Genomic DNA, 25,152 nt, shown 5'->3' with positions numbered 1-25,152 from the left:
ACTCACATACATGCGCCCACTGCACCTGATCGCCCTGCTGCTCTGCCTGCTGGCACCGAGCGCCTTTGCCGAACGCCTTTATCAGGTCGAATTGCTGGTATTCCGCCAGGCCGGCGAACCTGTCGTCGCGCCCAAAGTGGCGCCGGACGACTGGGCGGGCACGGCATTGCCGATCACCGGCAACGAACGCCCGACAACGCTCGATGGCGAGGCAGCCAAGCTCAATCCGGGCAGCGGCTACCAGGTCTTGCTGCACAAGGCCTGGAGCCAGACCATCGGCAGCTCGCCGAGCCGAATGGCCGTCAGCAGCGGTGAAGAGCACTTCGGCCACCACGCGATCGAAGGCACCCTGAGCTTTACCCAGGAGCGCTTTGCCGACCTGGACCTGGAACTGTGGATCAACCGATTCAGCGTCGACGGCCTGCTCGAAAGCAGCGAACACATGAAAGTGGCTCAGCGCCTGAAGGACAACAGCCTGACCTACCTGGACCATGGCAGCCTGGGTGCGCTGGTACGCATCAGGCCGCTTTGAGCAGAAACCTGATGCCGCCAGGCCTCTCGTAGGAGCCAGCCCCGGGGCGAAGTCTTGCAAATGCGCGCCGCCCTGATTCGCGGCGGCGCCCCGCTCCTGCAGATTCGGCGCGTCGATGCCTGACTGGCGGGCACAGGCCGTTATCTTGGCAGAGAAGCTAGTTACTCAGCACACGCGCCAACACCGCCTTGACCGTCCCCATGCCCTGCTCGATCACTCGTTCGATCTCGGCCATGGTGATCAGAGCGCTGGATTTCCCCGCAGCCGGATTCACCACCAGCGCCAGGCAGGCATAGGGCAGCGCCAATTCGCGCGCCAATACCGCTTCGGGCATGCCGGTCATGCCCACCAGGTCGCAACCATCGCGCTCCATGCGGGCGATTTCCGCCGCCGTTTCCAGTCGCGGCCCCTGAGTGCAGCCATAGATTCCGTGATCGCTGAATGCCGCATTTTCGGCCCGCAGCGCCGCCACCAACGCCTCGCGTAGTTGCTTGTCGTACGGCTGACTGAAATCGACGTGGGTCACATGCTCCAGATCGCCTTCGTAAAAGGTGTGCGCACGCCCGGAGGTGTAATCGATGATCTGATGTGGCACGCAGAAATGCCCAGCGCCCATGGCAGCATGAATCCCCCCCACCGCATTGACCGCGACAATGGCCTTGGCGCCGGCCTGCTTGAGCGCCCAGAGGTTGGCCCGGTAGTTCACCTGATGCGGCGCAATCCGGTGCGGTTGGCCATGGCGGGCGAGAAACAGCACTTCGCGCCCGACGTAGCTGCCGCGCAGGATATCAGCCGAGGGCGCCCCGTAAGGGGTATCCAGCGGCAGCGCTTCGTGAATCGTCAAGCCCTCCAACTGGGTCAAGCCGGTACCACCGATAATGGCGTAGACAGTCATTGGCAGATCCTCAGTCAAGCAACTGGGCAGCTCTCAGGGCCGCCACAGCGGTAAGCCAGCGCGGGGCCTGGCGGTATTCGGTAGTGGCATGAACACGGCCACGCATGCGTTCGAGGCGCGCAGGCGGCGTCACTCGCAGACGCTGCAAGGCACTGAGCGCCAGCTCGGCCGCACCACGGTCATTGCATACCAGGCCCATATCGCAACCCGCAGCGAGCGCCGCCTCGATACGCTTGCCGGCATCACCGACCACGTGGGCACCCGCCATGGACAGGTCATCGCTGAAGATCACCCCCTCGAAGCCCAGCTCGCCACGCAAGATGTCCTGCAACCAGCGACGGGAGAAGCCAGCCGGCTGCTCGTCAACCTGAGAATAGATGACATGCGCCGGCATCACGGCATCGAGCTCGTGCACCAGACGCTTGAACGGCTGCATGTCGCAGGCGCGGATGTCATCGAGACTGCGCTCGTCGAGCGGGATGGCGACATGAGAGTCAGCCTCGGCCCAGCCGTGCCCGGGGAAGTGCTTGCCGGTAGCCGCCATGCCCGCCTGATGCATGCCACGGATGAACGCGGCTGCCAGCGTGGTGGCCCGTTGCGGATCCCCCTCGAAGGCACGACTGCCCACCACCGCACTGCGCTGGTGGTCGAGATCCAGTACCGGCGCAAAGCTGAGGTCCAGGCCAACCGCCAACACCTCGGTTGCCATCAGCCAGCCGCAGTGCTCGGCCAGCGCCTCGGCATTGTCGTTGTCGGCGATGGCGCGCATCGCCGGCAAGCGCAAAAAGCCCTGGCGCAGGCGCTGCACCCGGCCACCTTCCTGATCCACCGCCAGCAGCAGGTCCGGGCGCACCGCACGGATGCTCTGGCACAGTTCGCGCACCTGACGCGGCGATTCGATGTTGCGGGCAAAAATGATCAGACCGCCCACTTCGGGCTGGCGCAGCATCTGGCGATCCTCGGCGGTCAACCAGGTGCCGGCGATGTCCATCATCAAAGAGCCTTGCATGAGTCTATTTCCTCAGGTGAAGTCTTGGTCTGCAGCCCACTGCGGGCACGGCGCCTCATCGATACGCACGTTGCAATGCAGCGGCACGCACTCGAAAAGCGCCAGCATGTCGGCGTTACGCAAACGAATGCAGCCATGGGACAACGGCGTCCCCATGGGTTCCGTATCCGGCGTGCCATGCAGATAGATATAACGGCGAAAGGTATCGACCTCGCCCAGGCGATTGCGCCCAGGCTCAAGACCGCTCAGCCAGAGAATGCGGGTGAGAATCCAGTCGCGGCCAGGAAACTGCTCGTGCAGCTCAGGTGACCACACTTCGCCCGTCCAGCGACGACCGCGCAATACCGCCGCCAGAGGCAAACCAGCGCCGATTCTCGCGCGCACCTGATGCAGCCCGCGCGGCGTACAGCCTGAGCCGTTGAGCTCACCCGCCCCACCGAGCGCCGTGGAGACAGGCAAGCTCAGCAGCAGCCGCCCGGCATTGAAGCCGTAGAGCGCCTGATCGGCAATGGAGATATGCAGTAGATCGAGATCGGACATGGGCCGCTAGCTTAGCCGAAGGGCGAAGCCAAGCCCACCTGCCGCCAGGTCAAACCTTGGGCGCGGCGCTGGGAGTCTTGCTGCGCGGCTTGAGTTGCGCGCCGGCCAACGCCGGATCGGCGATACCCGTTTCCGAACGCATGCCGGCAGCCAGGAACGGCACCATCATGCGCATCACCTGCTCGATCGAGGTGTTGACGCCGAAATCGGTCTCGGCCATCGCGCGCAAGGCCTTGATACCGGACATGCTGAACGCCGCAGCGCCGAGCATGAAGTGCACGCGCCAGAACAGTTCCAGTGGTGGAATACGCGGCGCCGCTTCATGCACCAGCAGCATGTAACGACGGAAAACCTTGCCGTAGACCTCTTCCAGGTATTTGCGCAAGTGACCCTGACTCTGGCTGAAGGCCAGACCGAGCAGGCGCATGAAGATGGACAGGTCGTTGCCGCTGCGCGGCTTCACAGCCAGGGCCTGCTCGACCAGAAGCTCGAGCAGTTCCTCCAGGGACACCTGGGTTTCGGACTTGGCCTGACGGCGATCGAGTTCCTTCTCCAGGCTGGTACAGAAAGGCCCGAGGAAACGCGAAAAGACCGCCTGAATCAGCGCTTTCTTCGAACCGAAGTGGTAGTTGACGGCAGCCAGGTTGACCCCGGCCTTGCTGGTGATCAGGCGCAGCGAGGTCTCGGCGAAGCCTTTTTCCGCGAACAGCTGCTCCGCAGCATCGAGAATGCGTTCAACGGTTTCCGACTGAGCCATGAGTTATCACCTGACAAACACTTGTTTGAAACATACGTTTCATCCCACTGAATTGTCAAGCCGCATGAGCCGTCTTTTGGCCGGCTGGTCACAGCTTACAACAAGCAGAGACGCAGATGACCCGGCATGGGTAACGAGCCGGCCTGCAACCATCTACAAAATGGCGTTGCCAAGCCCCGATTACTGTATATAATCCCAGTCACTGTATAAAAAGACAGAGCCCAGCCATGCTGAAACTGACGCCACGCCAAGCCGAGATTCTCGCCTTCATCAAACGCTGCCTGGAAGACAACGGCTACCCACCCACCCGTGCGGAAATCGCTCAGGAGCTGGGGTTCAAATCACCCAACGCAGCAGAAGAGCACCTCAAGGCCCTCGCCCGCAAGGGTGCCATCGAGATGACGCCAGGCGCTTCACGCGGCATCCGCATTCCCGGCTTCGAGGCAGGTGCCGCGAACGAGGATACGGGCCTCCCGGTAATCGGCCGTGTCGCCGCCGGCGCACCGATCCTCGCACAGCAACATGTCGAGGAATCCTGCCAGATCAACCCGGCGTTCTTTCAGCCCAAAGCCGACTATCTGCTGCGCGTACGCGGCATGAGCATGAAAGACATCGGCATCTTCGATGGTGATCTGCTCGCCGTGCACACCACCCGGGAAGCCCGCAATGGCCAGATCGTCGTCGCCCGTATCGACGATGAAGTGACGGTCAAACGCTTCAAGCGCGAGGGCAACAAGGTCTGGCTGATTGCCGAGAACCCTGAATTCGCACCGATCGAAGTGGACCTGGAACACCAGGATCTGGTCATCGAAGGTTTGAGCGTCGGTGTAATCCGCCGCTGAGGAGACACCATGCACGTGCAGCAGTCGTTCGAGCGTCCACAACTTCCCCTTTTCGACGCCTTTCTTGCCGGAACGTCGAGTGCGCCACGGTTAGCGACCGAAGACATCTCTCGCAACGAGGATGATCAGGCGTTCAGCGAACTGGCTCTACGTGGCGCTGCCGGCCACTGCCTGCACTTGCTGGCCCCGATTCTGCGCGAGTTGAGCGAGAACCAGGATGCGCGCTGGCTGACCCTGGTGGCACCACCAGCCAGCCTTACGCAAAGCTGGCTGCGCGAGGCAGGCCTGAACCGTGAGCGCATTCTCCTGCTGCATCCACGGCAGGGGCAGAATGCCCTGGCACTGGCGGAAGAAGCCCTGAAACTCGGCCGCAGCCATACCGTGATCAGTTGGCTGCATCCGGTCGAGAGCAGCACTCGCCAGCGCCTTGCACAGGCCGCCAATGCAGGCGGCGCGCAGAGCCTGAATATCAGCCTGGGTTGAACTCGCCAGGTTGCATCTGCGCAAATGAAAACGGGGCTCCATTGGAGCCCCGTTTTCGTCGAACCGTGGCGACTCAGTGGAGAACGCGCGCGCCTTCTTCTTCACCACTGAAATCGCCCTCAGCCATTCGGCCGGCCATCTGCACGCCGACATTGAGCATGGCCTTGGCCACCTCGATGTGCTGACCCTGCAGGAAAGCCTTGGCATCGGCAGAGAAGTCCAGAGTCACCAGAGCCTCTTCATCCTCTGCGCGACGCAGGGCAATACGCCCATCGGGCAGTTCGACGATTTCCAGGAAGGATGTTGGCATGGCTCAGTCTCTGTGCAAAAACACGACATTGTAACAGTCTGCCGGGGTCATCCCCAGTCCACTGGTCCAGTTAAACCCAATCAGCACTCGCTGAGGCCTTCGCGAAAGCGCAGCACCAGGGTCTTGAGTTGCTGACGCCAGGCATCGACATCATCGAGGCTCAGCTCGGCCGCCTCTTCGCCAACGCTGACGGCCGTGATCAAGGGCAGGGACGGATCGACCTTGGCCTTGCGCTCCTCACGCGGCGGCTGGAACAGCGCAGCATAGGCCGCCAGCAGCTCGGCCAGCCAGGTTTCGCGCTGCTGCGCCAATTCGACCAACTCGGCCAGCTCTGGGCTGGGCGAGCCATCAAGCACGGCCTGCTGCACGAAGGACTCGACACGCGAGGGCGTCGCGTCGTTCATGCGGTAATAGCCGGCAATCTCATGACACAGCCCGAGCAACCCGCCATAGAGGTGAAACAGCGCCGCCTCGCGCTCGGCCTGCGCCAGTGCCTGCACATTGAACGCGGAGGAGGCTTCGGCCTTGCGCCAGTTATCCAGGGCAATACCGGCGAAGAAAATCTTCTGGTTGGTACGGGTATAGATTTCTTTGGCCATTACGGCGACCTCCACAGCAGATCGGGTCATGATACGCGCGTCTGCCCTGCCTGACGCGCATCTCATCAGGCACTCAGGGCGTCGCTGTTACGACGCCAGGCCGAGGCGCGGCAGATCGTGACCAAGCGCTAGCGCTTGTCCTCGACCTTCCATTTGCCGCCATCGAAGAACGCACGCCAGCCAGTCGGCTTGCCATCGACTTCGGACTGCACGTATTGCTCCTTGGTCTTGCGGCTGTAGCGAATCACCGCCGGACGGCCATCCGGATCCTTCTGCGGGGCATCGCAAAGGAAGTGGTACTTGGGGTCGATCTCATGCTTGTGCGGAACGATCTCCAGCACCAGCGGCGCACGCGTCTCGCGGTTCTTGGGGAACTGGCTGGCGGCGAGGAACAGGCCCGATGCGCCGTCACGCAGCACGTAGGTGTCATCCACCTTCTCGCACTTGAGCTCGGGCATCTCCACCTTGTCCATCTTCGGCGGCGCCGCTTCGCCGTTCTTGAGCAACTTGCGGGTGTTCTTGCAGCTGGCATTGGTGCAACCGAAGAACTTGCCGAAACGCCCCGTCTTGAGCTGCATCTGGCTGCCGCACTTGTCGCACTCCAGACTCGGGCCTTCGTAGCCCTTGATGCGGTACTGGCCCTGCTCGACCTCGTAGCCGCTGCAATCGGGATTGTTGCCGCAGATGTGCAACTTGCGGGTTTCATCCAGCAGATAGGCATCCATGGCCGTGGCGCAGATCGGGCAGCGATGCTTGCCGAGCAGCACCAGGGACTCGGACTCGCCCTCATCATCGGCAGCGATCTCATCGCCCGGTACCAGGTTGATGGTGGCCTTGCAGCGCTCCTTCGGTGGCAGCGCATAGCCCGAGCAACCGAGGAACACGCCGGTGGAGGCGGTGCGGATCATCATTGGCCGGCCGCACTCGCGGCAGGCAATATCGGTCAGCGTCGGCTGGTTGGCACGCATGCCGCCCTCACCCGCCTCGGCAACTTCGAGCTTCTTCTTGAAATCACCGTAGAACTCGTCGAGCAGGTGCTTCCACTCGCGCTCGCCCTGGGCCACATCGTCGAGATGCTCTTCCATGGTGGCGGTAAAGCTGTAATCCATCAGGTTGGCGAAGCTCTCGTCGAGACGCTCGGTGACGATGTCACCCATCTTCTCAGCGTAGAAGCGACGGTTGTGCACCGTGACGTAGCCACGATCCTGAATGGTGGAAATGATCGCCGCATAGGTGGAAGGACGACCAATCCCGCGTTTTTCCAGCTCCTTGACCAGGCTCGCTTCGGAGTAGCGCGCAGGCGGCTTGGTGAAGTGCTGGCTGGGGTCGAGCTGGATCAGCTTGAGGCCCTCGCCTTCCTTCATTTCCGGCAGGACGTCGTCCTCGCCCGGCTTGCTCTGCTGCGGCAGCACACGGGTGTAACCGTCGAACTTGAGGATGCGACCCTTGGCGCGCAGCTCGAAATTGCCAGCAGCCACGGTGACGCTGGTGGACAAGTACTCGGCCGGCGGCATCTGGCAGGCGACGAACTGACGCCAGATCAGGTCATACAGACGCTCGGCATCACGCTCCATGCCAGACAGCTGGGTCGGGCGCAGGTTGACGTCGGACGGACGAATCGCTTCGTGCGCCTCCTGAGCGCCCTCCTTGCTCGAGTACAGGATCGGCTTGCCCGGCAGGTACTTGTCGCCGTACTCGCTGCCGATGAAGCCACGCACCATCTCCACGGCGTCGTTCGACAGGTTGGTCGAGTCGGTACGCATATAGGTGATGTAGCCAGCTTCGTACAAACGCTGAGCCATCATCATGGTCTTCTTCACCCCGAAGCCCAGGCGGTTGCTCGCAGCCTGCTGCAGGGTGGAGGTAATGAAGGGTGCCGACGGCTTGCTGCTGGTCGGGCGGTCTTCGCGCTTGACCACGCTATAGCTGGAAGCCTTGAGCTTCTCCAGCGCGGCCATGGCCTGCGCTTCATTGACCGGCTTGAAGGCTGCGCCACTTTCGCGCACTACCTCGAAACGCACCTTGGCGTTCTTCGCGGTGCCGAGATCGGCATGCACTTCCCAGTATTCTTCCGGGACGAAGGCACGGATTTCTTTCTCGCGCGCCACCACCAGCTTCACGGCTACAGACTGCACACGACCGGCAGACAGGCCACGAGCGATCTTCGCCCACAGCAGCGGCGAGACCATGTAGCCCACCACGCGGTCGAGGAAGCGACGCGCCTGCTGGGCATTGACGCGGTTGATGTCCAGCTCGCCCGGTTTGGAGAAGGCTTCCTGAATCGCCTTCTTGGTGATCTCGTTGAACACCACGCGCTTGTAGCGGCTGTCATCACCACCGATGGATTCGCGCAGGTGCCATGCAATGGCTTCCCCTTCGCGATCCAAGTCGGTTGCGAGATAGATGGTGTCGGCATCCTTGGCCAGACGGCGCAGTTCTTCGATCACCTTTTCCTTGCCGGGCAGGATCTCGTACTTGGCCTTCCAGCCATGCTCGGGATCGACCCCCATACGCGTGAACAGCTGGCGTTTGGCCTTTTCCTTGGGCGACAGCGCAGGCGCCTCAGCGGCAGCCTTGCCGCGCTTGGCAGGCTCCTTGGTGGCGCTTGCCGAGCCGCTGGTAGGCAGGTCACGGATGTGGCCGATGCTCGACTTCACCACGTACTGGCTGCCCAGGTACTTGTTGATGGTCTTGGCCTTGGCCGGGGATTCCACGATGACCAGCGATTTGCCCATGGATCAGAAGATTCCTGAATTGCGAAATATAGAAGGCACGAAGCCGAGGGTGTTTACAAAGCAGCGCGCGAAGGTCAGGCAAGGCGAAACAGTCGAAAAAGCGCAGTGTACGAGCTGTACATGAGCATTTTGAGGCTGGTTTCAACGCAGCATGGCCGAGCGCAGCAATTTGTAGACGCCCTCTAAGGCCCCGCTATATATAGTGGTGACCAAGCGAAGGTCAAGCGCAGGGGCTGCGCAGTCAGACTTGCGAAGCGCCGATGGGGCTGACTTCGGCCTGAATCAAAGCAAAGCGTGGAACGCGCTCGCCGTCCACTTCGATCTCTTCACAGAACATGCTCAGCGGCCTTACCCACAAGCCAAACTCGCCGTAAAGCGCTTGGTAAACCACCACCTCCTCCTCGTTCTCGGAATGGCGGGCCACCCCGAATACGCGGTACTGCGGGCCTTTGTAGTGGCGATAAAGTCCTGGCTGCAACTGCATGAGCGGTTCCCGATATAAAAAGCCGTAAAAAGCAAAACCGGGGCACTGGGCCCCGGTTTCTGTCCGCTGACGCTTAAACGCGCTCGAAGACGGTGGTGATGCCTTGGCCAAGGCCCACGCACATGGTGGAGACACCCAAGGTGCCGCCGTTCTGTTTCATGACGTTGAGCAGGGTACCGGAGATACGGGCACCGGAACAACCGAAGGGGTGACCCAGGGCGATCGCGCCGCCGTGCAGGTTGACCTTCTCTTCCATCTTGTCGAGCAGTTTCAGGTCCTTCAGCACAGGCAGGGCCTGAGCGGCGAAGGCTTCGTTGAGCTCGACGAAATCGATGTCAGCCATGCTCAGACCGGCGCGCTTGAGCGCCTTCTGAGTGGACGGCACCGGACCATAGCCCATGATCGCCGGATCGACACCGGCAACGGCCATGGCGCGCACCACGGCCATCGGGGTGATACCCAGGTCCTGGGCGCGCTGGGCGCTCATGACGATCATGCAGGAGGCACCATCGGTGATCTGCGAGGACGTGCCTGCAGTCACGGTGCCGCCTTTCGGGTTGAACGCGGGCTTCAGCGCAGCCAGGCTCTCGAGGGTGGTTTCCGGACGAATGGTTTCGTCGAAGTCGTACACCTTCAGGAAGCCATTCTCGTCGTAGCCTTGCATCGGGATGATTTCATCCTTGAACTTGCCTTCGACGGTCGCCTTGTGCGCCAGACGGTGCGAACGCTCACCGAAGGCGTCCTGCTGCTCACGGCTGATGCCGTGCATCTTGCCCAGCATTTCGGCGGTCAGGCCCATCATGCCGGATGCCTTGGCGGCGTACAGCGACAGGTGCGGGTTCGGGTCGACGCCATGCATCATGCCGACGTGGCCCATGTGCTCCACACCACCGACGACGAACACATCGCCGTTACCGGTCTGGATCGCCTGCACGGCGGTGTGCAGAGCGCTCATGGACGAACCGCACAGGCGGCTGACGGTCTGGCCGGCACTGGTGTGCGGGATCTGGGTCATCAGCGACGCCATGCGCGCGATGTTCCAGCCCTGCTCCAGGGTCTGGTTGACGCAGCCCCAGATCACATCCTCGACTTCGGCCGGATCGACCTTGGCGTTACGCTCCAGCAGCTTGCTGATCAGGTGCGCAGACATGGTCTCGGCGCGGGTGTTACGGTGCATGCCGCCCTTGGAACGACCCATCGGGGTACGACCGAAGTCGACGATCACTGCATCTCTAGGATTCAGGCTCATATTTCTACTCTCGCTCTGTTCGCTGCACGATTAACCGAAGAACTTCTGGCCGTTGGCGGCCATTTCGCGAAGTTTTGCGGTCGGGTGGTACAGGGCGCCCAGCTCGGCATACTTGTCAGCCAGGGCGACGAATTCAGCCACACCAATCGAATCGATGTAGCGCAGCGCACCGCCACGGAAGGGAGGGAAGCCGATACCGTAGATCAGGCCCATGTCGGCCTCGGCTGCGGTGTCGACGATGCCGTCTTCCAGGCAACGAACGGTTTCCATGCACAGCGGGATCATCATGAAGTTGATGATGTCCTCGTCGCTGACTTCACGCTCTTCGACCACGATGGACTTGAGCAGCTCGTAGGCCGCCGGGTCGGTGACCTTCTTCGGCTTGCCGCGCTTGTCGGTCTCGTAAGCGTAGAAGCCCTTGCCGTTCTTCTGACCCAGACGATTGGCGTCGTACATCACGTCGACGGCAGTCTTGCCTTCCACGGCCATGCGGTCCGGGAAGCCTTCGGCCATCACGTCACGGCCGTGGTGGCCGGTGTCGATACCGACCACGTCGGAGAGATAAGCCGGGCCCATGGGCCAGCCGAACTTTTCCATCACCTTGTCGATACGCACGAAGTCGACGCCGAAGCCCAGCAGCTTGGAGAAGCCGCCGAAGTACGGGAACAGCACGCGGTTGACCAAAAAGCCCGGGCAGTCGTTGACCACGATCGGGTTCTTGCCCATTTTCTTGGCGTAGGCAACGGTGGTGGCCACGGCCACTTCGCTGGACTTCTCGCCACGGATGACTTCCACCAGCGGCATCATGTGCACCGGGTTGAAGAAGTGCATGCCGACGAAGTTTTCCGGACGCTTGAGTGCCTGGGCCAGCAGGGAGATGGAGATGGTCGAGGTGTTGGAGGCCAGGATGGCGTCTTCACGCACCACGCCTTCCACTTCGGCCAGCACGATCTGCTTGACCTTGGGGTTCTCGACCACGGCTTCGACGACGATGTCGACGTTGCCGAAATCACCGTAGGACATGGTCGGACGGATGGCGTTGAGGGCTTCGGCCATCTTCGCCGGGGTCATGCGGCCTTTCTCGACGCGTTTGCCGAGCAGCTTGGAAGCCTCGGCCAGACCCATCTGGATACCCTCTTCACGGATATCCTTCATCAGGATCGGCGTGCCCTTGGAGGCCGACTGGTAGGCGATGCCGCCGCCCATGATGCCGGCGCCGAGTACGGCGGCCAGTTTCACGTCGCGGGCGATCTCGTCGTGGTGCTTGGCTTTCTTCTTCAGTTCCTGATCGTTGAGGAACAGACCGATCAGGCTCTCGGCAACCGAGGTCTTGGCCAGCTTGACGAAGCCGGCGGCCTCGACTTCCAGCGCCTTGTCACGACCGAAGTTGGCCGCTTTCTGAATGGTCTTGATCGCCTCGACCGGCGCCGGGTAGTTCGGGCCGGCCTGGCCAGCGACGAAGCCCTTGGCGGTCTCGAAGCACATCATCTGCTCGATGGCATTGAGCTTGAGCTTTTCCAGCTTGGGCTGACGCTTGGCCTTGTAGTCCAGCTCGCCGGAGATGGCGCGCTTGACCAGATCGAGAGCAGCGGCCTGCAGCTTGTCTGCGCTGACCACGGCATCGACGGCGCCCACTTTCAGAGCGTCATCGGCACGGTTTTCCTTGCCCGAAGCGATCCACTCGACGGCGTTGTCGGTACCGATCACACGCGGCAGGCGCACGGTACCGCCGAAGCCCGGGTAGATGCCCAGCTTGACTTCCGGCAGGCCAATCTTGGCGCCATCGCTCATGACGCGGTAGTCAGCGGCCAGGCACATCTCGAAACCGCCACCCAGGGCGATGCCGTTGATGGCGACGACGGTCGGCACGGCGAGGTCTTCGAAATCACTGAAGATCTTGTTGGCTTCCAGGTTGCCAGCCACCAGCTCTGCGTCGGGCAGTTTGAAGTTGTCGACGAACTCGGTGATATCGGCGCCGACGATGAACACGTCCTTGCCACTGGTGACAATCACGCCCTTGATCGAACCGTCAGCCTTGATCGCGTCGACGGAGGCGCGCAGCTCGTTGAGGGTAAGACGGTTGAATTTGTTGACGGACTCACCCTTGAGGTCGAACTTCAATTCGACGATGCCGCTCTCAAGAGCCTTAACCGTGATGGCTTTACCTTCGTAAATCATCAACTGATCTCCACGGTATGGAAGCTGAACAGTACACATCGGAGCCAACCGGCAGGCCAGCTCGCGGCAGCGCCGCACGAGCATAGCCCCAATCGGTACGACACACCCACCGACGCGATATTCGGGCTGCATATGGCGCGCCTGACAAGGCAAACGCTCAATTCATACGCCCGTTTGATTTGGGTGTGCACACCTTCAGGGAAAAGCCTGCACTTGTCAATTGGCCTCTTTTCGTCGATTTCCCGACGTTTTCTGCAGGCCTGGTCATTCGTGGCCTCCAGCCGGTTCCGATAAACAGCGTCAATAACGCGCCATTGCGAGCGCCTGCCTGCCTGGTATGGACAGGTCCAGGCGCCTAGCCAAATCGCCCCGCGCCGGGTACAGTCGTCTCACTTTCAGCTGGCACAGCGCCACCTGAGGGCAACACAAAAACAAATCGAGCCCCTCGATGGGCCATACGGAGTCGCCAATGTCGAGCCGCCGTTCGCTTGTATTTCCCCTGAGCGCCCTGCTCCTTTTCGTCTTCACGTCGCTCTCCTCCACCTTGCTCAGCGCCGCGCCAGCCAATGATCTGCTGCGCCTGCACCAGCTGCGCCTGGCAACACAGAAAAGCCTGGGCGACTTCTACATGTATAACGGCATGGAAGGCGACCAGCGCTACGCACGGATGATTGGCGAGTCCCTGCAGGAAGGCCAATCACACCTGAACGACCTGGGCGAAATGCCCGGCGATGCGAGCAAGGCGCTGCGCGCCCAGCTGCAAACCAATTGGCAAAGTTACCGCAGCGGGCTCCAGGTACTGATGGACGCCATGCGCAGCCAGGGTTTCACCGACCTGCAACCCGTCGCCGATCTGGCCGAGAACAACCAGCGCATCATGGCCATCAGTCAGGAGCTGTATCAGAAGATTCAGCAAGAAAGCGGTTTCAGCGTACCGCAGCTGACTCAGAAGAGCCGTGAGCAGAGCCTGCTGATGCAGAACATCGCCCTGGACTATGCTTCACGCAGTGCCTCGGTCGGCGCCAGCTTCTTCGGCGGTGGCGAAGAACGCGCCATTGACGAGCTGGCAGGCGAATTCGCCAGCAAGCTGGACAATCTCAGTGCCGCCCAGCAGAACACCCCGGAGATCAACGCAGCCCTGAACGCCATCGGCACCAAGTGGCGTTACATCGAGAACTCCCTGCGCAACTACAACGAAAACACCGTACCTTTCCTGATCAGCAAGTATTCCGACAGCATCATCGAAGGCCTGGAAGCCGTTGCCGCCCAGTACGCCACCAGCCAACACTGATGCCCATGTTTCCGGCCTGCCTGGCCCAACTATTGCCCGGTGCTCGCACCGGGCTTTTCTTTGCCTTTTTCATGACCGGTCGCCCTATCCCTCACAATGGGGCCATACTTGAAACAGAGCCATCTGCCCCTTAAGGAGGAGTTCACCATGCCCTATCAGCACATTCTGGTCGCCGTCGACCTGACCGAGGAATGCGACCCCGTAGTGGTACGCGCGCAGAAACTGGCCCAGGCCAGTGGCGCCAAGATGTCTCTGGTGCATATCGTCGAACCGATGGCCATGGCCTTCGGCGGTGACGTGCCGATGGACCTGTCGATGCTGCAGCAACAGCAGTTCGAACAGGCCCGCGAGCGCCTGGACAGCTTCACTGGCAAGTATCCCGAGCTGACTGCCGATCAGCGCCATCTGGCTTATGGCCAACCGCGCCAGGAAATCCACCGCCTGGCCGAAGAGCAGGGTTGCGACCTGATCGTGGTCGGCAGCCATGGTCGCCACGGCCTGGCGCTGCTGTTGGGCTCCACCGCCAATGACGTGCTGCACGGCGCGCCCTGCGATGTACTCGCAGTGCGTCTGAAGAAAGGCGAAAAAGGCGCTTGAGATCGCGTCGCGGCTGAAGCCCCTCCCACAGTAGCCGCGTTGGCTCTGCCCATGGGAGGCGCTTCAGCGGCGAGCTTTTTTGGCTTCGGCCCTACTCGAACGATTCGCCCGCGCTCATGACCAGCGGGCGGATCTTTTGCAGCTGGGTTTCCAGCGACACCGTCATGCTCGATGACATCGAGAAGAAGGTGAGGAAGGCCTTGAGGTTGGAGTCGCCTTCACAGGTGTCGTGAATGCGCTGCCAGAAGGCCTGGTTGACCAGTTTCAATTGCTGGAACAGGCGCACCAGGCCCTTCAGCTCCCAATCGGCCAAACGCCCCTCGCGCATGTTGAAGTACTGCCGCGTCAGGTACAGCGATACCGCGCGCAGGATGAACTCCTGATTATTGGCAAAGGGCAGATGGTGCTGCGCCATGGGTTTCAGGCGCGCCAGCACCGGACAGGCACTGGTGGCCATGATCACCCCGAGCAGCGCACGCAGACCTTCTTCCAACCCGACATGCTTGGTGTACTCACGCTCCGGCGTGCGCACCCAGACGCTGGCTTTCTTGAAGGCTGGCAGGCCACGAAAATCCTCGATCACCCGATGCAGATCAACTGCGGCCGGACAATGGCTGAACTGCTCGCGACTCAGCGGGCAATTGCTGCATTGCTGATGCTCAAGGCGCGTCCAGGCGGGTGCCTGTTGCGCCTGGACGGGGTCATACTCGCGGCTCAGCTCGATCCGATAGCTGAACTGATGATTGTCGTCGAGAGTAATGCGGTACTCGATGGCCATTGCCCGTTCGTTCCTTCGTCAGCCTTCCAGCTCTGCCCAGCGCTCGAGCAACTCGTCCATTTCCTTCTGCAAGCCCTCGAGACGCGCCAATACTTCCGTGGTGACCTGCACTGGCTGCTGGTAGAAGGCAGGATCGGATACCTGCTCCTGTACCGCGGCCATTTCCTGCTCCAGGGCATCGATCTGCCCCGGAATCGCTTCCAGCTCACGCTGCAGCTTGTAGCTTAGTTTCTTCTTCGCCGGCTCGGCGCTCTCCTGCACCGAAGCGGCCGCAGCGGGGGCTGGCGCTTCGACGATGGCAGTGGCCAGTTCGGCTTTGCCGGACTTGCTTTCACCCACCCCGAGCAGGCGCGGCGAACCGCCCTGGCGCAGCCAATCCTGATAGCCGCCGACGTACTCGCGCACCTTGCCTTCGCCCTCGAACACCAGGGTGCTGGTCACGACGTTGTCAAGGAAGGCACGGTCGTGGCTGACCATCAGCACGGTGCCAGGGAAATTGAGCAGTACTTCTTCGAGCAGTTCCAGGGTTTCTACGTCCAGATCGTTGGTCGGTTCGTCGAGCACCAGCAGGTTGGCCGGCTTGCTGAACAACTTGGCCAGCAACAGTCGTGCCCGTTCGCCACCCGATAGCGCCTTGACCGGGGTACGGGCGCGTTGCGGGCTGAACAGGAAGTCGCCCAGGTAGCTCAGTACATGGCGGTTCTGGCCGTCGATAGTGATGAAATCGCGGCCTTCGGCGACGTTGTCGATTACCGTCTTCTCCGGCTCGAGCTGGTGACGTAATTGGTCGAAATACGCCACTTCCAGTTTGGTGCCGACCTCGATCTTGCCGCTGCTCGGTTGCAGATCGCTGAGCAACAGCTTGAGCAGGGTGGTCTTGCCGGTACCGTTGGCGCCAAGCAGGCCGATGCGGTCGCCGCGCTGCAGGACCACGGAGAAATCCTTGACCAGGAACGGGCCGCCGGCGTGAGCGAAACTGACGTTCTCTGCCACCATCACCTGTTTCCCGGACTTGTCCGCAGTATCGAGCTGGATATTGGCCTTGCCCTGGCGCTCGCGCCGCTCGCTACGCTCCGCACGCATTGCCTTGAGCGCACGTACACGCCCTTCGTTACGGGTGCGACGGGCCTTGATGCCCTGACGAATCCACACTTCCTCCTGAGCCAGGCGCTTGTCGAACAGCGCATTGGCGGTTTCCTCGGCAGCCAGTTGCTGCTCTTTGTGTACCAGGAAGCTGGCGTAGTCACCGTTCCAGTCGATCAGGCCGCCACGATCCAGTTCGAGGATGCGCGTAGCGAGGTTCTGCAGGAAGGAGCGGTCGTGGGTAATGAACAGCACGGCGCCGCCGAAGTCTTTCAGCGCCTCCTCCAGCCAGGCGATGGCGCCGATGTCCAGGTGGTTGGTCGGCTCATCGAGCAGCAGCAGATCAGGCTCGGACACCAGTGCCTGCGCCAGCAGCACGCGACGCCGCCAGCCCCCGGAGAGCTCGGCCAGCGTCTTGTCGGCCGGCAACTGCAGGCGGCTCAGGGTGCTGTCGACCAGTTGCTGCAGACGCCAGCCGTCTTTGGCTTCCAGCTCCTGCTGCACGTGCATCAATTGCTCGAGGTCGTCATCCCCGTGGATGTTCTGCGCCAGGTGGTGATAACGCGCCAACAGCTCGCCAACGCCGGCCAGGCCTTCGGCGACCACGTCGAACACCGTGCGCTCGTCGGCGCGCGGCAGCTCCTGCGGCAGCTCGCCGATCTTCAGCCCCGGAGCGCGCCAGATCTCGCCGTCATCGGCCATCTGGTCGCCCTTGACCAAGCGCAGCATGCTCGATTTACCGGTGCCGTTGCGGCCGATGATGCACACCCGCTCACCCCGCGCGATCTGCCAGGACACCCCGTCGAGCAGGGGCATGGCGCCATAGGCGAGGGATACATCGGCAAACTTGAGCAGGGTCATGGGCATCTCCAGAAACAGGCGGCGCATTCTACCCGAGTTGCCAGCCGGCTGTTGCCGTTTCCACAGACGCAACAGATGTCGCCCCTGCTCATCATCTGGCGCAGGCAAAGCGCATCTTTGCTACATGTGTCCATCTGGCCCGACGGCATTCACCGCACCCCGATGAAGCGCTAAGCTAGAGCTATGCAACGACACGGATCGTGTTGCCCCATACCTCTGCTTCTCCTGGAAATGCCATGCGCAGTCGCTTTCTCTCTGTAGTTTCCTGTCTGATTATTACCGCCACCGCTGTCGCCAGTGTCGAAGCTGCCAGCCTCACCCAGCAGCGCCAGTACTATGATGAGGCCAAGCGGGCCCTGGCCAAGGGCGACAGTGGCCCTTATCGCCAGTATGCCAACGCGCTGCGCGATTACCCACTGACGCCTTATCTGGCCTATGACGAGCTGACCAACCGGCTCAAGTCGGCCAGCAATGCCGAGATCGAGAAGTTTCTCGCCGAACACGGGGACCTGCCCCAGGCCAGTTGGATGAAACTGCGCTGGTTGCGCTGGCTGGCCGAGCGTGGCGACTGGAAGCCCTTTCTCGATCACTACGACGCCAAGCTCAATTTCACCGAACTGGATTGCCTGTATGGCCAGTACCAGCTCAGCCACGGCCTGACTGCCGAAGGCAACGCCACCGCCGAGAAGCTCTGGCTGGTGGGAAAATCCCAGCCCAACGCCTGTGACCCGCTGTTCGAACGCTGGGCCGCCAATGGCCAGCTCACCGAGCAACGCCGCTGGCAGCGCACCAAGCTGGCGGTGGAAAGCGGCAACTACGGCCTGGCCAACTTCCTGATCAAGGGCCTGCCAACGCTCGGTGAGCGCGGCAAGCTGATGGTCGAAGTGGCGCAGAAGCCGCAACTGCTGAAGAACACTGCGCGCTTCGCGCCAGCCGATAGCACCATGAGCGATGTGGTCGGCCTCGGCTTGCGCCGCCTGGCTCGGCAGAACCCGGAAGATGCCCTGGCCCTGCTCGACGGCTACGCCCAGCGCATGAAGTTCTCCTCCGACGAACAGGTCGCCATCGCCCGGCAGATCGGCCTGCGCCTGGCGCAACGCTTCGACCTGCGCGGCCTGCAGGTAATGGCCAAGTACGACCCGCAACTGCGTGACAACACCGTCAGCGAATGGCGTGCGCGCCTACTGCTGCGTCACGGCCGCTGGGAAGAGGCCTATCAGCTGACCCAGAACATGCCGTCCGATCTGGCCAGCAGCAACCGCTGGCGTTACTGGAATGCGCGCAGCCTGCAACTGGCGCAACCCAACAGCCAGCAGCCGGCCGTGCTGTTCCAGGCGCTGGCCAAGGAGCGCGACTTCTATGGCTTCATGGCGGCGGATCAGGTCAAGGCGCCTTACGCGTTGAACAACCAGCCACTGGCCCTCGATCCCAAGGTGGTACAGAAAGTGCGCAACACTGCCGGCATCAAGCGCGCAATGGAATTCCATGAACGCGGGCAGATCGTCGATGGCCGCCGCGAGTGGTATCACGTCAGCCGCCTGTTCAGCCGCGATGAACTGGTGGCCCAGGCGCGCCTGGCCTACGAAATGGAGTGGTATTTCCCGGCCATCCGCACCATCAGCCAGGCCCAGTACTGGGACGATCTGGAAGTGCGCTTCCCCATGGCCCATCGCAACGAGCTGGTACGCGAAGCCAAGCGCCGTGATCTGCATTCGAGCTGGGTGTTCGCCATCACCCGCCAGGAAAGTGCCTTCATGGCCGACGCCCGCTCCCACGCAGGCGCCATGGGCCTGATGCAGCTGATGCCGGCCACCGCCAAGGAAACCGCACGCAAGTTCGGCATCCCCCTGGCTTCGCCGCAACTGGCACTCAACCCGGACACCAACATCCAACTGGGCGCGGCTTATCTCAGCCAGGTGTACGGTCAGTTCAATGGCAACCGCGTACTCGCCTCGGCTGCCTACAACGCCGGTCCAGGTCGCGTGCGCCAGTGGCTGCGCGGCGCCAATCACCTCAGTTACGACGTCTGGGTCGAGAACATTCCGTTCGACGAAACCCGCCAGTACGTGCAGAACGTGCTGTCTTACTCGGTGATCTACGGTCAGAAGCTGGGCGCCCCCCACCCGCTGGTGGCATGGAACGAGCGTTTCTTCGACGATCAGTAAAACGAAAGCCACGATCAGGCAGGTGTCTGATCGGGGCTCGCTTTTCCATACGCCACGCAGGGGCCAGAGGGCGTTCCGCGTCAATACCTCATGGGCATCAGGCCACCGCCGCGACAAAAGTTGCCGCGTCCATCAGATGTTCCGGCAGCTAGCGGATCACCCGGTGCGTACGGCGCACCCTACTCCAGGACTTCGACCGGCATTCCTACCTGCAGCTCACCGATGCCACGCGGCAGCAGGTTCTGCCCGAAATACACGTCGCCATCGCGTTCCCGATAGGTCTTGAGCGTGGCCAGCGGCTCACGCTGGACGCTACGCTCGCCCGTCTGCGGGTCGATGGTGGTGAGGATGCAGCGCGAGCAGCCCTTGGCCACCTCGAACTCCACCTCGCCGATGCGGATGCGCTTCCAGCTGTCTTCCGCGTAGGGTTCGCTGCCGGTGACCACCAGGTTTGGGCGAAAACGCAGCATGGACAGCGGCTGCCCGACTCGCAGGGAGAGATCGTCCAACGAGGCCTGGCCAATCAGCAGCAGCGGGAAACCATCGGCGAAGGCCACGCGATCCCCCGGCTGCGCATAGGCGGTGTCGACCTGGCGGGTACGTTCTTCCGGCACCTGCACCAGGCGACAAGGCTTGCCCAGCAGGTCGCTGAGCCACGCGGCCGCTTCATCACCGGCATCCGGCACGCGCAGGCTGTCACGCCAGACGATGACGCCACGCAGATCCTGCTCGGGATCGGGCAGCGCCACGCACAGCTCATTGCGACCGGGCGCGCTCAGGGTCAAGCCACCGCGCGCGTCGTACAGGGCGCTCAACTGGCTCATCTGCGGCAGCAGGCGCTGGGTGATGAAGCGGCCGTTGTCGGCGTCGACCAGCATCCAGCGCCGATCGCCCTGCAGGCCGAGACCGTCGACCGCACTGCGCTGCAGCACTTCGCCGCGACCGGACTTGAGCGGATAACGGTACAGCCCCGAAAGACTCGGCATGGGTCAGCTTCCTGTTGGCAAAACGCCGTTATACGAGCTGACGGCGATGCTCACAAGCGCTGCGAGGCATCAAGGGCTTAGCGAGCTTCGTCCAGCTCGAGACGTTGCCGAATTACATCCACCAGTTTGTCCGGCTGGAACTTGGAGAGGAAATTGTCGCAGCCGACCTTCTTCACCATCGCCTCGTTGAAGCTGCCCGACAGCGATGTGTGCAGCACCACGTAGAGATCCTTGAGACGCGGGTCGTTGCGGATTTCGCTGGTGAGGCGATAGCCGTCCATTTCCGGCATCTCGGCATCGGTGAAGATCATCAGCAGCTTGTCGGTCATCACCTCACCGGTGTCGGCCCACTTCTTCAGCAGGTTGAGGGCCTTGAGGCCGTCACTGGCCATGTGCAGGCGAAGACCCAACTGCGTCAGGGTATCGCGCAGCTGGCTCAGCGCCACGCTGGAATCGTCCACCAGCAGCACTTCGCGGCCACGGGCTTTTTCCAGCAGAGGGTCGGCGAGTTTCTCCGCGGAAACCTTGGTGCTCATCGGCACGATCTCGGCCAGCACCTTCTCCACATCGATGACCTCGACGATCTGGTCCTCGACCTTGGTGATAGCGGTCAGGTAGTGCTGACGTCCGGCGCCACCCGGGGGCGGCAGAATCGACTCCCAGTTGAGGTTGAGGATGCGGTCGACGCTGCCGACCAGGAAGGCCTGCACCGAGCGGTTGTACTCGGTGACGATGATGGTGCTGCGCTCATCCGGCACCAGCGGACGCATGCCGATGGCCTGGGACAGATCGATCACCGGCAGGGTCTGACCGCGCAGGTTGACCACACCGCAGACGAAGCGATGGCGCTGCGGCATCAGCGTCAGCTTGGGCATCTGCAGGACTTCCTGCACCTTGAACACGTTGATGGCGAACAACTGCCGGCCAGCCAGGCGGAACATGAGAATTTCCAGACGGTTCTCGCCGACCAGTTGCGTGCGTTGATCTACTGAATCGAGGATGCCGGCCATCATGTGCTCCGAGGTATGTAAGGTGATTCTAGTCTGCCGTTCGGGTTATCGGCGGACTGCCGGCAGACTGAAGCATTGCTGGCGCGCAGCCATCATGCCTCAGCGCTCTGTACCTGACCAGCGAGCAGGGATGAATGCTCGGGCAGATGCAGACGCAGGGCGCCAGGTTCGGCACGAAAGCGCAGACCTTTGCTTTCCATCGGCTCGCCGTCGAGATTCAGGTCCAAACCCTCCAGCGCTTCCACCTCCAGCCAGGGCAGCCGCGCGCTGACCGCAACGCTCTGCAAGCCAAGAATGCCCCCGGACAACAGCGTGCCCAAGGTACTGACTGCATCCTGCGCCGCCGGCACGATGCAGACATCGAGCAGGCCATCGTTGATGCTCGCCTCCGGACAAAGCAGATGCCCACCACCGGCCTGTCGCCCGTTACCGATGCCCAGGGCCAGGAACTCGCCCTGCCATTCGAAATCCGGCCCATGAAAACGACCGGCTGCCGCGCGCACTTCGGAAAACCGACTGAGCCCGGTGAGCAGATAAGCGGCGCCGCCCAGGACTTTCTTGAGTTCTTCAGGCGTATTGGCCGTCACGTTGGAGCCGAAACCACCGGTGGCCATGTTCAGAAAGGCCCGCTCGCCCGCCATGCCCACATCCACCGCCACCGGCTCGAACTCGAGCAGGGCCAACGCCGCAGCAGGCGTCAGCGGAATACCGGCAGCGTGGGCAAAATCATTGGCCGTGCCCAGCGGCAGCAGCGCCAGGCTGGCATCGCTTTGCGCCTTGACCAGCACCTCGACCACATCACGCAGGGTGCCGTCACCACCGCCGGCGATCAGCGTTGAATAACCAGCGGCCAATCCCTCCTCGACCAGCCGCTCGGCGTCGCCACCTTCCCAGGTCAGGCGCACGGCCAGATCCCAACCACGCTCGCGCAGCCCGTTCACCGCCGCCCTCACCTCTACGTTCAACGCTTGCTTGCCATGCAGGATCAACCAGGCCTTACGTTCGCGCATGGCGCGTCCTCCTTGAAAGAATCAGCGAAAGCCTAGTGCTTGGCCTTCATGAAGATTAATCAAATTAATCGATATCAATTCTGTAAAAATTGCGCTTTTAAATCGATCAATCCAAATGGATCATTCGCCATCAACGCGGCACGGGACTGAACTCGTGCATGACTGGAGGATTGACCATGATCGATGTACGTCCGTTCGAACAACTCGGTGGTGCTCACCACGGCTGGCTCAACGCCCGTCACCATTTTTCCTTCGCCGAATACCATGACGCCGAGCGGATGAACTGGGGCCGTCTGCGCGTGTGGAACGACGACGAGATCGCACCGCACTCGGGCTTCCCGCCGCACCCGCATCGCGACATGGAGATCATCACCTATGTTCGCGAAGGTGCCATCAGCCACGAGGACAACCTGGGCAACAAAGGCCGTACCGAGGCCGGCGACGTGCAGGTGATGAGCGCCGGCACCGGTATCGCCCACAGCGAATACAACCTGGAGGACGCAACCACCAAGATCTTCCAGATCTGGATTCAGCCAAATCAGGCCGGCTTGCCGCCCTCCTGGGGCGCCAAGCCGTTCCCCAAAGGTGACCGCTCGGGATCATTCGTCACCCTGGCCAGCGGTTACGAGGAGGATGTCGACGCACTGCGCATCCGTACCGACGCGCGTCTGGTTGCCGCAACGGTCAAGGCTGGAGAAAGCGCCGAATACGCCCTGCAAGCGGGCCGCAAGGCCTATCTGGTGGGCGCGACCGGTGCGTTCAGTGTCAACGGCGTAGCCGTCAAGGCACGTGATGGCGTGGCCATCGCCGATGAAACGCTGATCCGCATCGAAGCGCAGGAAGACAGCGAGATCGTGCTGGTGGATGTCGCCTGATGCACAAACCATCGCCCTCCACTTCGGAGGGCGATTGGTTTCTGTAGTGATGTAGGGCGGACTCAGGAGCGAAGCGAACAGTCCGCCGTTCCTCGGTGCTACACAAGTCCAGCGGCGTACTGCTTCGCGAGTACGCCCTACGTCCATACGCCCACCGCATGCCTCACGCCGGATAACCGGTGATCTTGCGAATGCGCTGGTACAGCGGCTTGAGCTGGCGGTACATGCGCTGATAGACCTGCCCGTAGAGCTGCTGGTAAACGCGCTGGGCCTCCGGGTTCGGCTGGAACACCTGACCAACCCGCGTCATGGCGGCGATTGCAGCCGGATAATCGGCGTGCAACCCCAGCCCCACTGCGCAGTTGATCGCCGCGCCCAGGCCGCTGGTTTCATAAAGGTGCGGACGCTCGGCCGGCAGGCCAAAGATGTCGGCAGTCAGCTGCATCGCCGCATCGCTCTGCGAACCGCCACCGGAGACGCGCAGGCGCTCGATGCAGGTGCCGGAGCGTTTTTCGATGCGCTCCTTGCCCTGGCGCAGGGCATAGGCCAATCCCTCCAGAATCGCCCGATACAAGTGCGCGCGTGTGTGTACGTCACCAAAACCGATGATCGAGCCCTTGGCCTCCAGGCCCGGCTCACGAATGCCCGGCGTCCAGTAAGGTTGCAGCATCAGGCCCATGGAACCCGGCGGCACGGCGTTGACCAGTTCGTCGAACAGCGCCTCGGGTGGCACACCCAGTGCTTCGGCGCGCTGCATCTCGCGCAGGCCGAACTCGCGCTTGAACCAGCTGACCATCCAGAAGCCGCGATAGATCATCACCTCGGTGTTGAAGTGATCCGGCAACGCTGCCGGATACGGTGGTATCAGCGCGATGGTTTCCAGATAACGGCTGCGCGTGGTGTTGATGGTGGCCGTGGTGCCGTAGGAGAGGCAGGCAGTGGTCGCCTCCAGCACACCCGAACCAAGGACTTCGCAGGCCTTGTCGGCTCCGGCGGCGATCAGTGGCAGCCCCTCTGGAATACCGGTATGGCGGCTCGCGGAGGCCGTGATGCTGCCCAGGCGCTCACCCGGTTTGAACAGCTCGGGCAGTTGCTCGCGACGCACCGACAGCGCCTGCCACTTCCAGTCACCAGGCGCGGCCCAGCGCAGGCGCTTGTAATCGAACGGCAGGTAGGCCACGCAACTGCTGGTCGAATCGACGAAGCGACCACACAGGCGATGGGTGAGAAAGCCCGAGAGCAACAGCACCTTGTGCGCGCGAGCGGCGATGTCCGGCTGATGCTGGGCGACCCAGTTGACCTCGGCCTGGCCACGAAAATGATTCACAGCCTCCTCGGCGCGCACCAGTTTGAACAGCCAGCCCCACAGGCCCTTGATACGCCCCGCGACCTCGGCACGTCGCTGGTCGAGCCAGAGAATCGCCGGGCGCAACGGCGCGCCCTGCTCATCGACGTGAATGATGCTACCGCGCTGGGTGGTGACGGCGACGCCCCTGATCAGACTGCGGTCGATATCCACCTGCTGCCACAGCAGGCGACAGGCCTCGCCGAGGCTGGCCCAGTAGTATTGCGGGTCCTGCTCGGCCCAGCCCGGCTGGCTGGAGAAATAAGGGTCGAGCTCCACCTTGCCCTTGGCCAGCAGGTTGCCCTGAGTATCGAACAGCAGCGCGCGCACGCTCTGGGTGCCGTTATCGATGCTCAGCAGGTAGCTTGGTTCGCTCAAGGTGTGATCCTTCTTGTTGTACCTATGCCCATGCGTAGCCCGGATGAAATCCGGGAGCGGCATCTTCACTCGTCCCCGGATTACATCCGGGCTTGTATGTTCGTCAGGCACTCTAAAGTGGAAGAGGTAAGCCAAAAGAGTGCCGAGGCGGAGGGACTAT

General features: G+C 62.1%; 23 protein-coding genes. 7 read left to right on the top strand and 16 right to left on the bottom strand.

Going from position 1 to position 25,152, the window contains the following annotated elements; genetic code table 11:
• Positions 1-10 precede the first annotated feature (10 nt).
• Positions 11-532 carry a peptidoglycan binding protein CsiV gene (locus ACN0X6_RS07555; RefSeq protein WP_417702977.1) on the top strand — a complete coding sequence of 174 codons (522 nt, stop codon included), beginning with the start codon at positions 11-13 and terminating at the stop codon, positions 530-532.
• Between the two features lie 157 nt (positions 533-689).
• Here ACN0X6_RS07555 and ACN0X6_RS07550 read toward each other — a convergent pair whose 3' ends face one another.
• From ACN0X6_RS07550 to ACN0X6_RS07535, 4 genes are read right to left on the bottom strand one after another with little or no spacing between them, the layout of a single operon-like run.
• The gene (locus tag ACN0X6_RS07550; RefSeq protein ID WP_417702976.1) at positions 690-1,427 is read right to left on the bottom strand and encodes an S-methyl-5'-thioinosine phosphorylase; all 738 of its coding nucleotides are present in this window, start codon (positions 1,425-1,427) and stop codon (positions 690-692) included.
• 10 nt (positions 1,428-1,437) lie between these two features.
• Positions 1,438-2,436 carry a beta-N-acetylhexosaminidase gene (gene nagZ, locus ACN0X6_RS07545; RefSeq protein ID WP_417702975.1) on the bottom strand — a complete coding sequence of 333 codons (999 nt, stop codon included), beginning with the start codon at positions 2,434-2,436 and terminating at the stop codon, positions 1,438-1,440.
• A 12-nt stretch (positions 2,437-2,448) separates the two neighbouring features.
• Positions 2,449-2,976 carry a L,D-transpeptidase family protein gene (locus ACN0X6_RS07540; RefSeq protein WP_417702974.1) on the bottom strand — a complete coding sequence of 176 codons (528 nt, stop codon included), beginning with the start codon at positions 2,974-2,976 and terminating at the stop codon, positions 2,449-2,451.
• 49 nt (positions 2,977-3,025) lie between these two features.
• Positions 3,026-3,733 carry a TetR family transcriptional regulator gene (locus ACN0X6_RS07535; protein WP_417702973.1) on the bottom strand — a complete coding sequence of 236 codons (708 nt, stop codon included), beginning with the start codon at positions 3,731-3,733 and terminating at the stop codon, positions 3,026-3,028.
• Between the two features lie 227 nt (positions 3,734-3,960).
• On the opposite strand from ACN0X6_RS07535, the gene lexA reads away from it, so the two are divergent.
• Positions 3,961-4,575 carry a transcriptional repressor LexA gene (lexA, locus tag ACN0X6_RS07530; RefSeq protein ID WP_074855904.1) on the top strand — a complete coding sequence of 205 codons (615 nt, stop codon included), beginning with the start codon at positions 3,961-3,963 and terminating at the stop codon, positions 4,573-4,575.
• A gap of 9 nt (positions 4,576-4,584) precedes the next feature.
• Positions 4,585-5,058 carry an SOS-induced cell division inhibitor SulA gene (gene sulA / locus ACN0X6_RS07525; protein WP_417702972.1) on the top strand — a complete coding sequence of 158 codons (474 nt, stop codon included), beginning with the start codon at positions 4,585-4,587 and terminating at the stop codon, positions 5,056-5,058.
• A gap of 73 nt (positions 5,059-5,131) precedes the next feature.
• Here sulA and ACN0X6_RS07520 read toward each other — a convergent pair whose 3' ends face one another.
• From ACN0X6_RS07520 to fadB, 6 genes are all read right to left on the bottom strand, one after another.
• Complete coding sequence (locus tag ACN0X6_RS07520) at positions 5,132-5,368, bottom strand: hypothetical protein (RefSeq protein WP_074855901.1); 237 nt, start codon at positions 5,366-5,368, stop codon at positions 5,132-5,134.
• A gap of 80 nt (positions 5,369-5,448) precedes the next feature.
• Positions 5,449-5,967 carry a DUF6586 family protein gene (locus ACN0X6_RS07515; protein ID WP_417702971.1) on the bottom strand — a complete coding sequence of 173 codons (519 nt, stop codon included), beginning with the start codon at positions 5,965-5,967 and terminating at the stop codon, positions 5,449-5,451.
• Between the two features lie 128 nt (positions 5,968-6,095).
• Positions 6,096-8,702 carry a type I DNA topoisomerase gene (topA, locus tag ACN0X6_RS07510; protein WP_417702970.1) on the bottom strand — a complete coding sequence of 869 codons (2,607 nt, stop codon included), beginning with the start codon at positions 8,700-8,702 and terminating at the stop codon, positions 6,096-6,098.
• Between the two features lie 241 nt (positions 8,703-8,943).
• Positions 8,944-9,186 carry a DUF1653 domain-containing protein gene (locus tag ACN0X6_RS07505; protein WP_074855894.1) on the bottom strand — a complete coding sequence of 81 codons (243 nt, stop codon included), beginning with the start codon at positions 9,184-9,186 and terminating at the stop codon, positions 8,944-8,946.
• Positions 9,187-9,259: 73 nt separating this feature from the next.
• The gene (gene fadA / locus ACN0X6_RS07500) at positions 9,260-10,435 is read right to left on the bottom strand and encodes an acetyl-CoA C-acyltransferase FadA (protein WP_417702969.1); all 1,176 of its coding nucleotides are present in this window, start codon (positions 10,433-10,435) and stop codon (positions 9,260-9,262) included.
• A gap of 30 nt (positions 10,436-10,465) precedes the next feature.
• Positions 10,466-12,613, bottom strand: coding sequence for a fatty acid oxidation complex subunit alpha FadB (gene fadB / locus ACN0X6_RS07495; protein WP_417702968.1), 2,148 nt, complete (start codon positions 12,611-12,613; stop codon positions 10,466-10,468).
• A 469-nt stretch (positions 12,614-13,082) separates the two neighbouring features.
• On the opposite strand from fadB, the gene ACN0X6_RS07490 reads away from it, so the two are divergent.
• Positions 13,083-13,904 carry a hypothetical protein gene (locus ACN0X6_RS07490; RefSeq protein WP_417702967.1) on the top strand — a complete coding sequence of 274 codons (822 nt, stop codon included), beginning with the start codon at positions 13,083-13,085 and terminating at the stop codon, positions 13,902-13,904.
• Between the two features lie 147 nt (positions 13,905-14,051).
• The gene (locus ACN0X6_RS07485) at positions 14,052-14,501 is read left to right on the top strand and encodes a universal stress protein (RefSeq protein ID WP_017361528.1); all 450 of its coding nucleotides are present in this window, start codon (positions 14,052-14,054) and stop codon (positions 14,499-14,501) included.
• A 91-nt stretch (positions 14,502-14,592) separates the two neighbouring features.
• Here the strand turns inward: ACN0X6_RS07485 and ACN0X6_RS07480 are convergent, their stop codons facing one another.
• Positions 14,593-15,279: a DUF6901 family protein gene (locus tag ACN0X6_RS07480; RefSeq protein WP_417702966.1), complete on the bottom strand. Its 687-nt coding sequence runs from the start codon at positions 15,277-15,279 to the stop codon at positions 14,593-14,595.
• Positions 15,280-15,297: 18 nt separating this feature from the next.
• A complete protein-coding gene (locus tag ACN0X6_RS07475; RefSeq protein WP_417702965.1) occupies positions 15,298-17,223 on the bottom strand; it encodes an ATP-binding cassette domain-containing protein in 1,926 nt (641 codons plus the stop codon).
• Positions 17,224-17,459: 236 nt separating this feature from the next.
• On the opposite strand from ACN0X6_RS07475, the gene ACN0X6_RS07470 reads away from it, so the two are divergent.
• Positions 17,460-19,388: a transglycosylase SLT domain-containing protein gene (locus ACN0X6_RS07470; protein WP_417702964.1), complete on the top strand. Its 1,929-nt coding sequence runs from the start codon at positions 17,460-17,462 to the stop codon at positions 19,386-19,388.
• Between the two features lie 179 nt (positions 19,389-19,567).
• Here the strand turns inward: ACN0X6_RS07470 and ACN0X6_RS07465 are convergent, their stop codons facing one another.
• The 3 genes from ACN0X6_RS07465 to yegS form a co-directional block, all read right to left on the bottom strand.
• Positions 19,568-20,374, bottom strand: a complete 807-nt coding sequence (locus ACN0X6_RS07465; RefSeq protein WP_417702963.1) for an MOSC domain-containing protein — start codon at positions 20,372-20,374, stop codon at positions 19,568-19,570.
• Positions 20,375-20,451: 77 nt separating this feature from the next.
• Entirely contained in the window at positions 20,452-21,384 is a 933-nt protein-coding gene (locus tag ACN0X6_RS07460; RefSeq protein ID WP_417702962.1) for a chemotaxis protein CheV, read from the bottom strand.
• A 92-nt stretch (positions 21,385-21,476) separates the two neighbouring features.
• Positions 21,477-22,394: a lipid kinase YegS gene (yegS, locus tag ACN0X6_RS07455; protein WP_417702961.1), complete on the bottom strand. Its 918-nt coding sequence runs from the start codon at positions 22,392-22,394 to the stop codon at positions 21,477-21,479.
• A 176-nt stretch (positions 22,395-22,570) separates the two neighbouring features.
• On the opposite strand from yegS, the gene ACN0X6_RS07450 reads away from it, so the two are divergent.
• Positions 22,571-23,269 carry a pirin family protein gene (locus ACN0X6_RS07450; protein WP_417702960.1) on the top strand — a complete coding sequence of 233 codons (699 nt, stop codon included), beginning with the start codon at positions 22,571-22,573 and terminating at the stop codon, positions 23,267-23,269.
• A 163-nt stretch (positions 23,270-23,432) separates the two neighbouring features.
• On the opposite strand, the gene ACN0X6_RS07445 is transcribed toward ACN0X6_RS07450, so the two are convergent.
• Positions 23,433-24,992: an FGGY-family carbohydrate kinase gene (locus tag ACN0X6_RS07445; protein WP_417702959.1), complete on the bottom strand. Its 1,560-nt coding sequence runs from the start codon at positions 24,990-24,992 to the stop codon at positions 23,433-23,435.
• Between the last annotated feature and the right edge of the window lie 160 nt (positions 24,993-25,152).

The organism is Pseudomonas sp. (assembly GCF_048269965.1).
Lineage (GTDB): Bacteria > Pseudomonadota > Gammaproteobacteria > Pseudomonadales > Pseudomonadaceae > Aquipseudomonas.
The sequence above is the reverse complement of the archived record's forward strand: the minus strand, read 5'-3'. Positions and strand labels throughout refer to the sequence as shown.

Bases quoted from the DNA above. Each gene is read 5' to 3' on its own strand.
- ACN0X6_RS07480 (WP_417702966.1), bottom strand. From the start codon at position 15,279: ATGGCCATCGAGTACCGCATTACTCTCGACGACAATCATCAGTTCAGC.
- lexA (WP_074855904.1), top strand. From the start codon at position 3,961: ATGCTGAAACTGACGCCACGCCAAGCCGAGATTCTCGCCTTCATCAAA.
- ACN0X6_RS07470 (WP_417702964.1), top strand. From the start codon at position 17,460: ATGCGCAGTCGCTTTCTCTCTGTAGTTTCCTGTCTGATTATTACCGCC.
- ACN0X6_RS07475 (WP_417702965.1), bottom strand. From the start codon at position 17,223: ATGACCCTGCTCAAGTTTGCCGATGTATCCCTCGCCTATGGCGCCATG.
- ACN0X6_RS07520 (WP_074855901.1), bottom strand. From the start codon at position 5,368: ATGCCAACATCCTTCCTGGAAATCGTCGAACTGCCCGATGGGCGTATT.
- ACN0X6_RS07485 (WP_017361528.1), top strand. From the start codon at position 14,052: ATGCCCTATCAGCACATTCTGGTCGCCGTCGACCTGACCGAGGAATGC.
- ACN0X6_RS07465 (WP_417702963.1), bottom strand. From the start codon at position 20,374: ATGCCGAGTCTTTCGGGGCTGTACCGTTATCCGCTCAAGTCCGGTCGC.
- sulA (WP_417702972.1), top strand. From the start codon at position 4,585: ATGCACGTGCAGCAGTCGTTCGAGCGTCCACAACTTCCCCTTTTCGAC.
- fadB (WP_417702968.1), bottom strand. From the start codon at position 12,613: ATGATTTACGAAGGTAAAGCCATCACGGTTAAGGCTCTTGAGAGCGGC.
- ACN0X6_RS07555 (WP_417702977.1), top strand. From the start codon at position 11: ATGCGCCCACTGCACCTGATCGCCCTGCTGCTCTGCCTGCTGGCACCG.
- topA (WP_417702970.1), bottom strand. From the start codon at position 8,702: ATGGGCAAATCGCTGGTCATCGTGGAATCCCCGGCCAAGGCCAAGACC.
- ACN0X6_RS07460 (WP_417702962.1), bottom strand. From the start codon at position 21,384: ATGGCCGGCATCCTCGATTCAGTAGATCAACGCACGCAACTGGTCGGC.
- ACN0X6_RS07535 (WP_417702973.1), bottom strand. From the start codon at position 3,733: ATGGCTCAGTCGGAAACCGTTGAACGCATTCTCGATGCTGCGGAGCAG.
- ACN0X6_RS07540 (WP_417702974.1), bottom strand. From the start codon at position 2,976: ATGTCCGATCTCGATCTACTGCATATCTCCATTGCCGATCAGGCGCTC.
- ACN0X6_RS07505 (WP_074855894.1), bottom strand. From the start codon at position 9,186: ATGCAGTTGCAGCCAGGACTTTATCGCCACTACAAAGGCCCGCAGTAC.
- ACN0X6_RS07450 (WP_417702960.1), top strand. From the start codon at position 22,571: ATGATCGATGTACGTCCGTTCGAACAACTCGGTGGTGCTCACCACGGC.
- ACN0X6_RS07515 (WP_417702971.1), bottom strand. From the start codon at position 5,967: ATGGCCAAAGAAATCTATACCCGTACCAACCAGAAGATTTTCTTCGCC.
- yegS (WP_417702961.1), bottom strand. From the start codon at position 22,394: ATGCGCGAACGTAAGGCCTGGTTGATCCTGCATGGCAAGCAAGCGTTG.
- nagZ (WP_417702975.1), bottom strand. From the start codon at position 2,436: ATGCAAGGCTCTTTGATGATGGACATCGCCGGCACCTGGTTGACCGCC.
- ACN0X6_RS07550 (WP_417702976.1), bottom strand. From the start codon at position 1,427: ATGACTGTCTACGCCATTATCGGTGGTACCGGCTTGACCCAGTTGGAG.
- fadA (WP_417702969.1), bottom strand. From the start codon at position 10,435: ATGAGCCTGAATCCTAGAGATGCAGTGATCGTCGACTTCGGTCGTACC.
- ACN0X6_RS07490 (WP_417702967.1), top strand. From the start codon at position 13,083: ATGTCGAGCCGCCGTTCGCTTGTATTTCCCCTGAGCGCCCTGCTCCTT.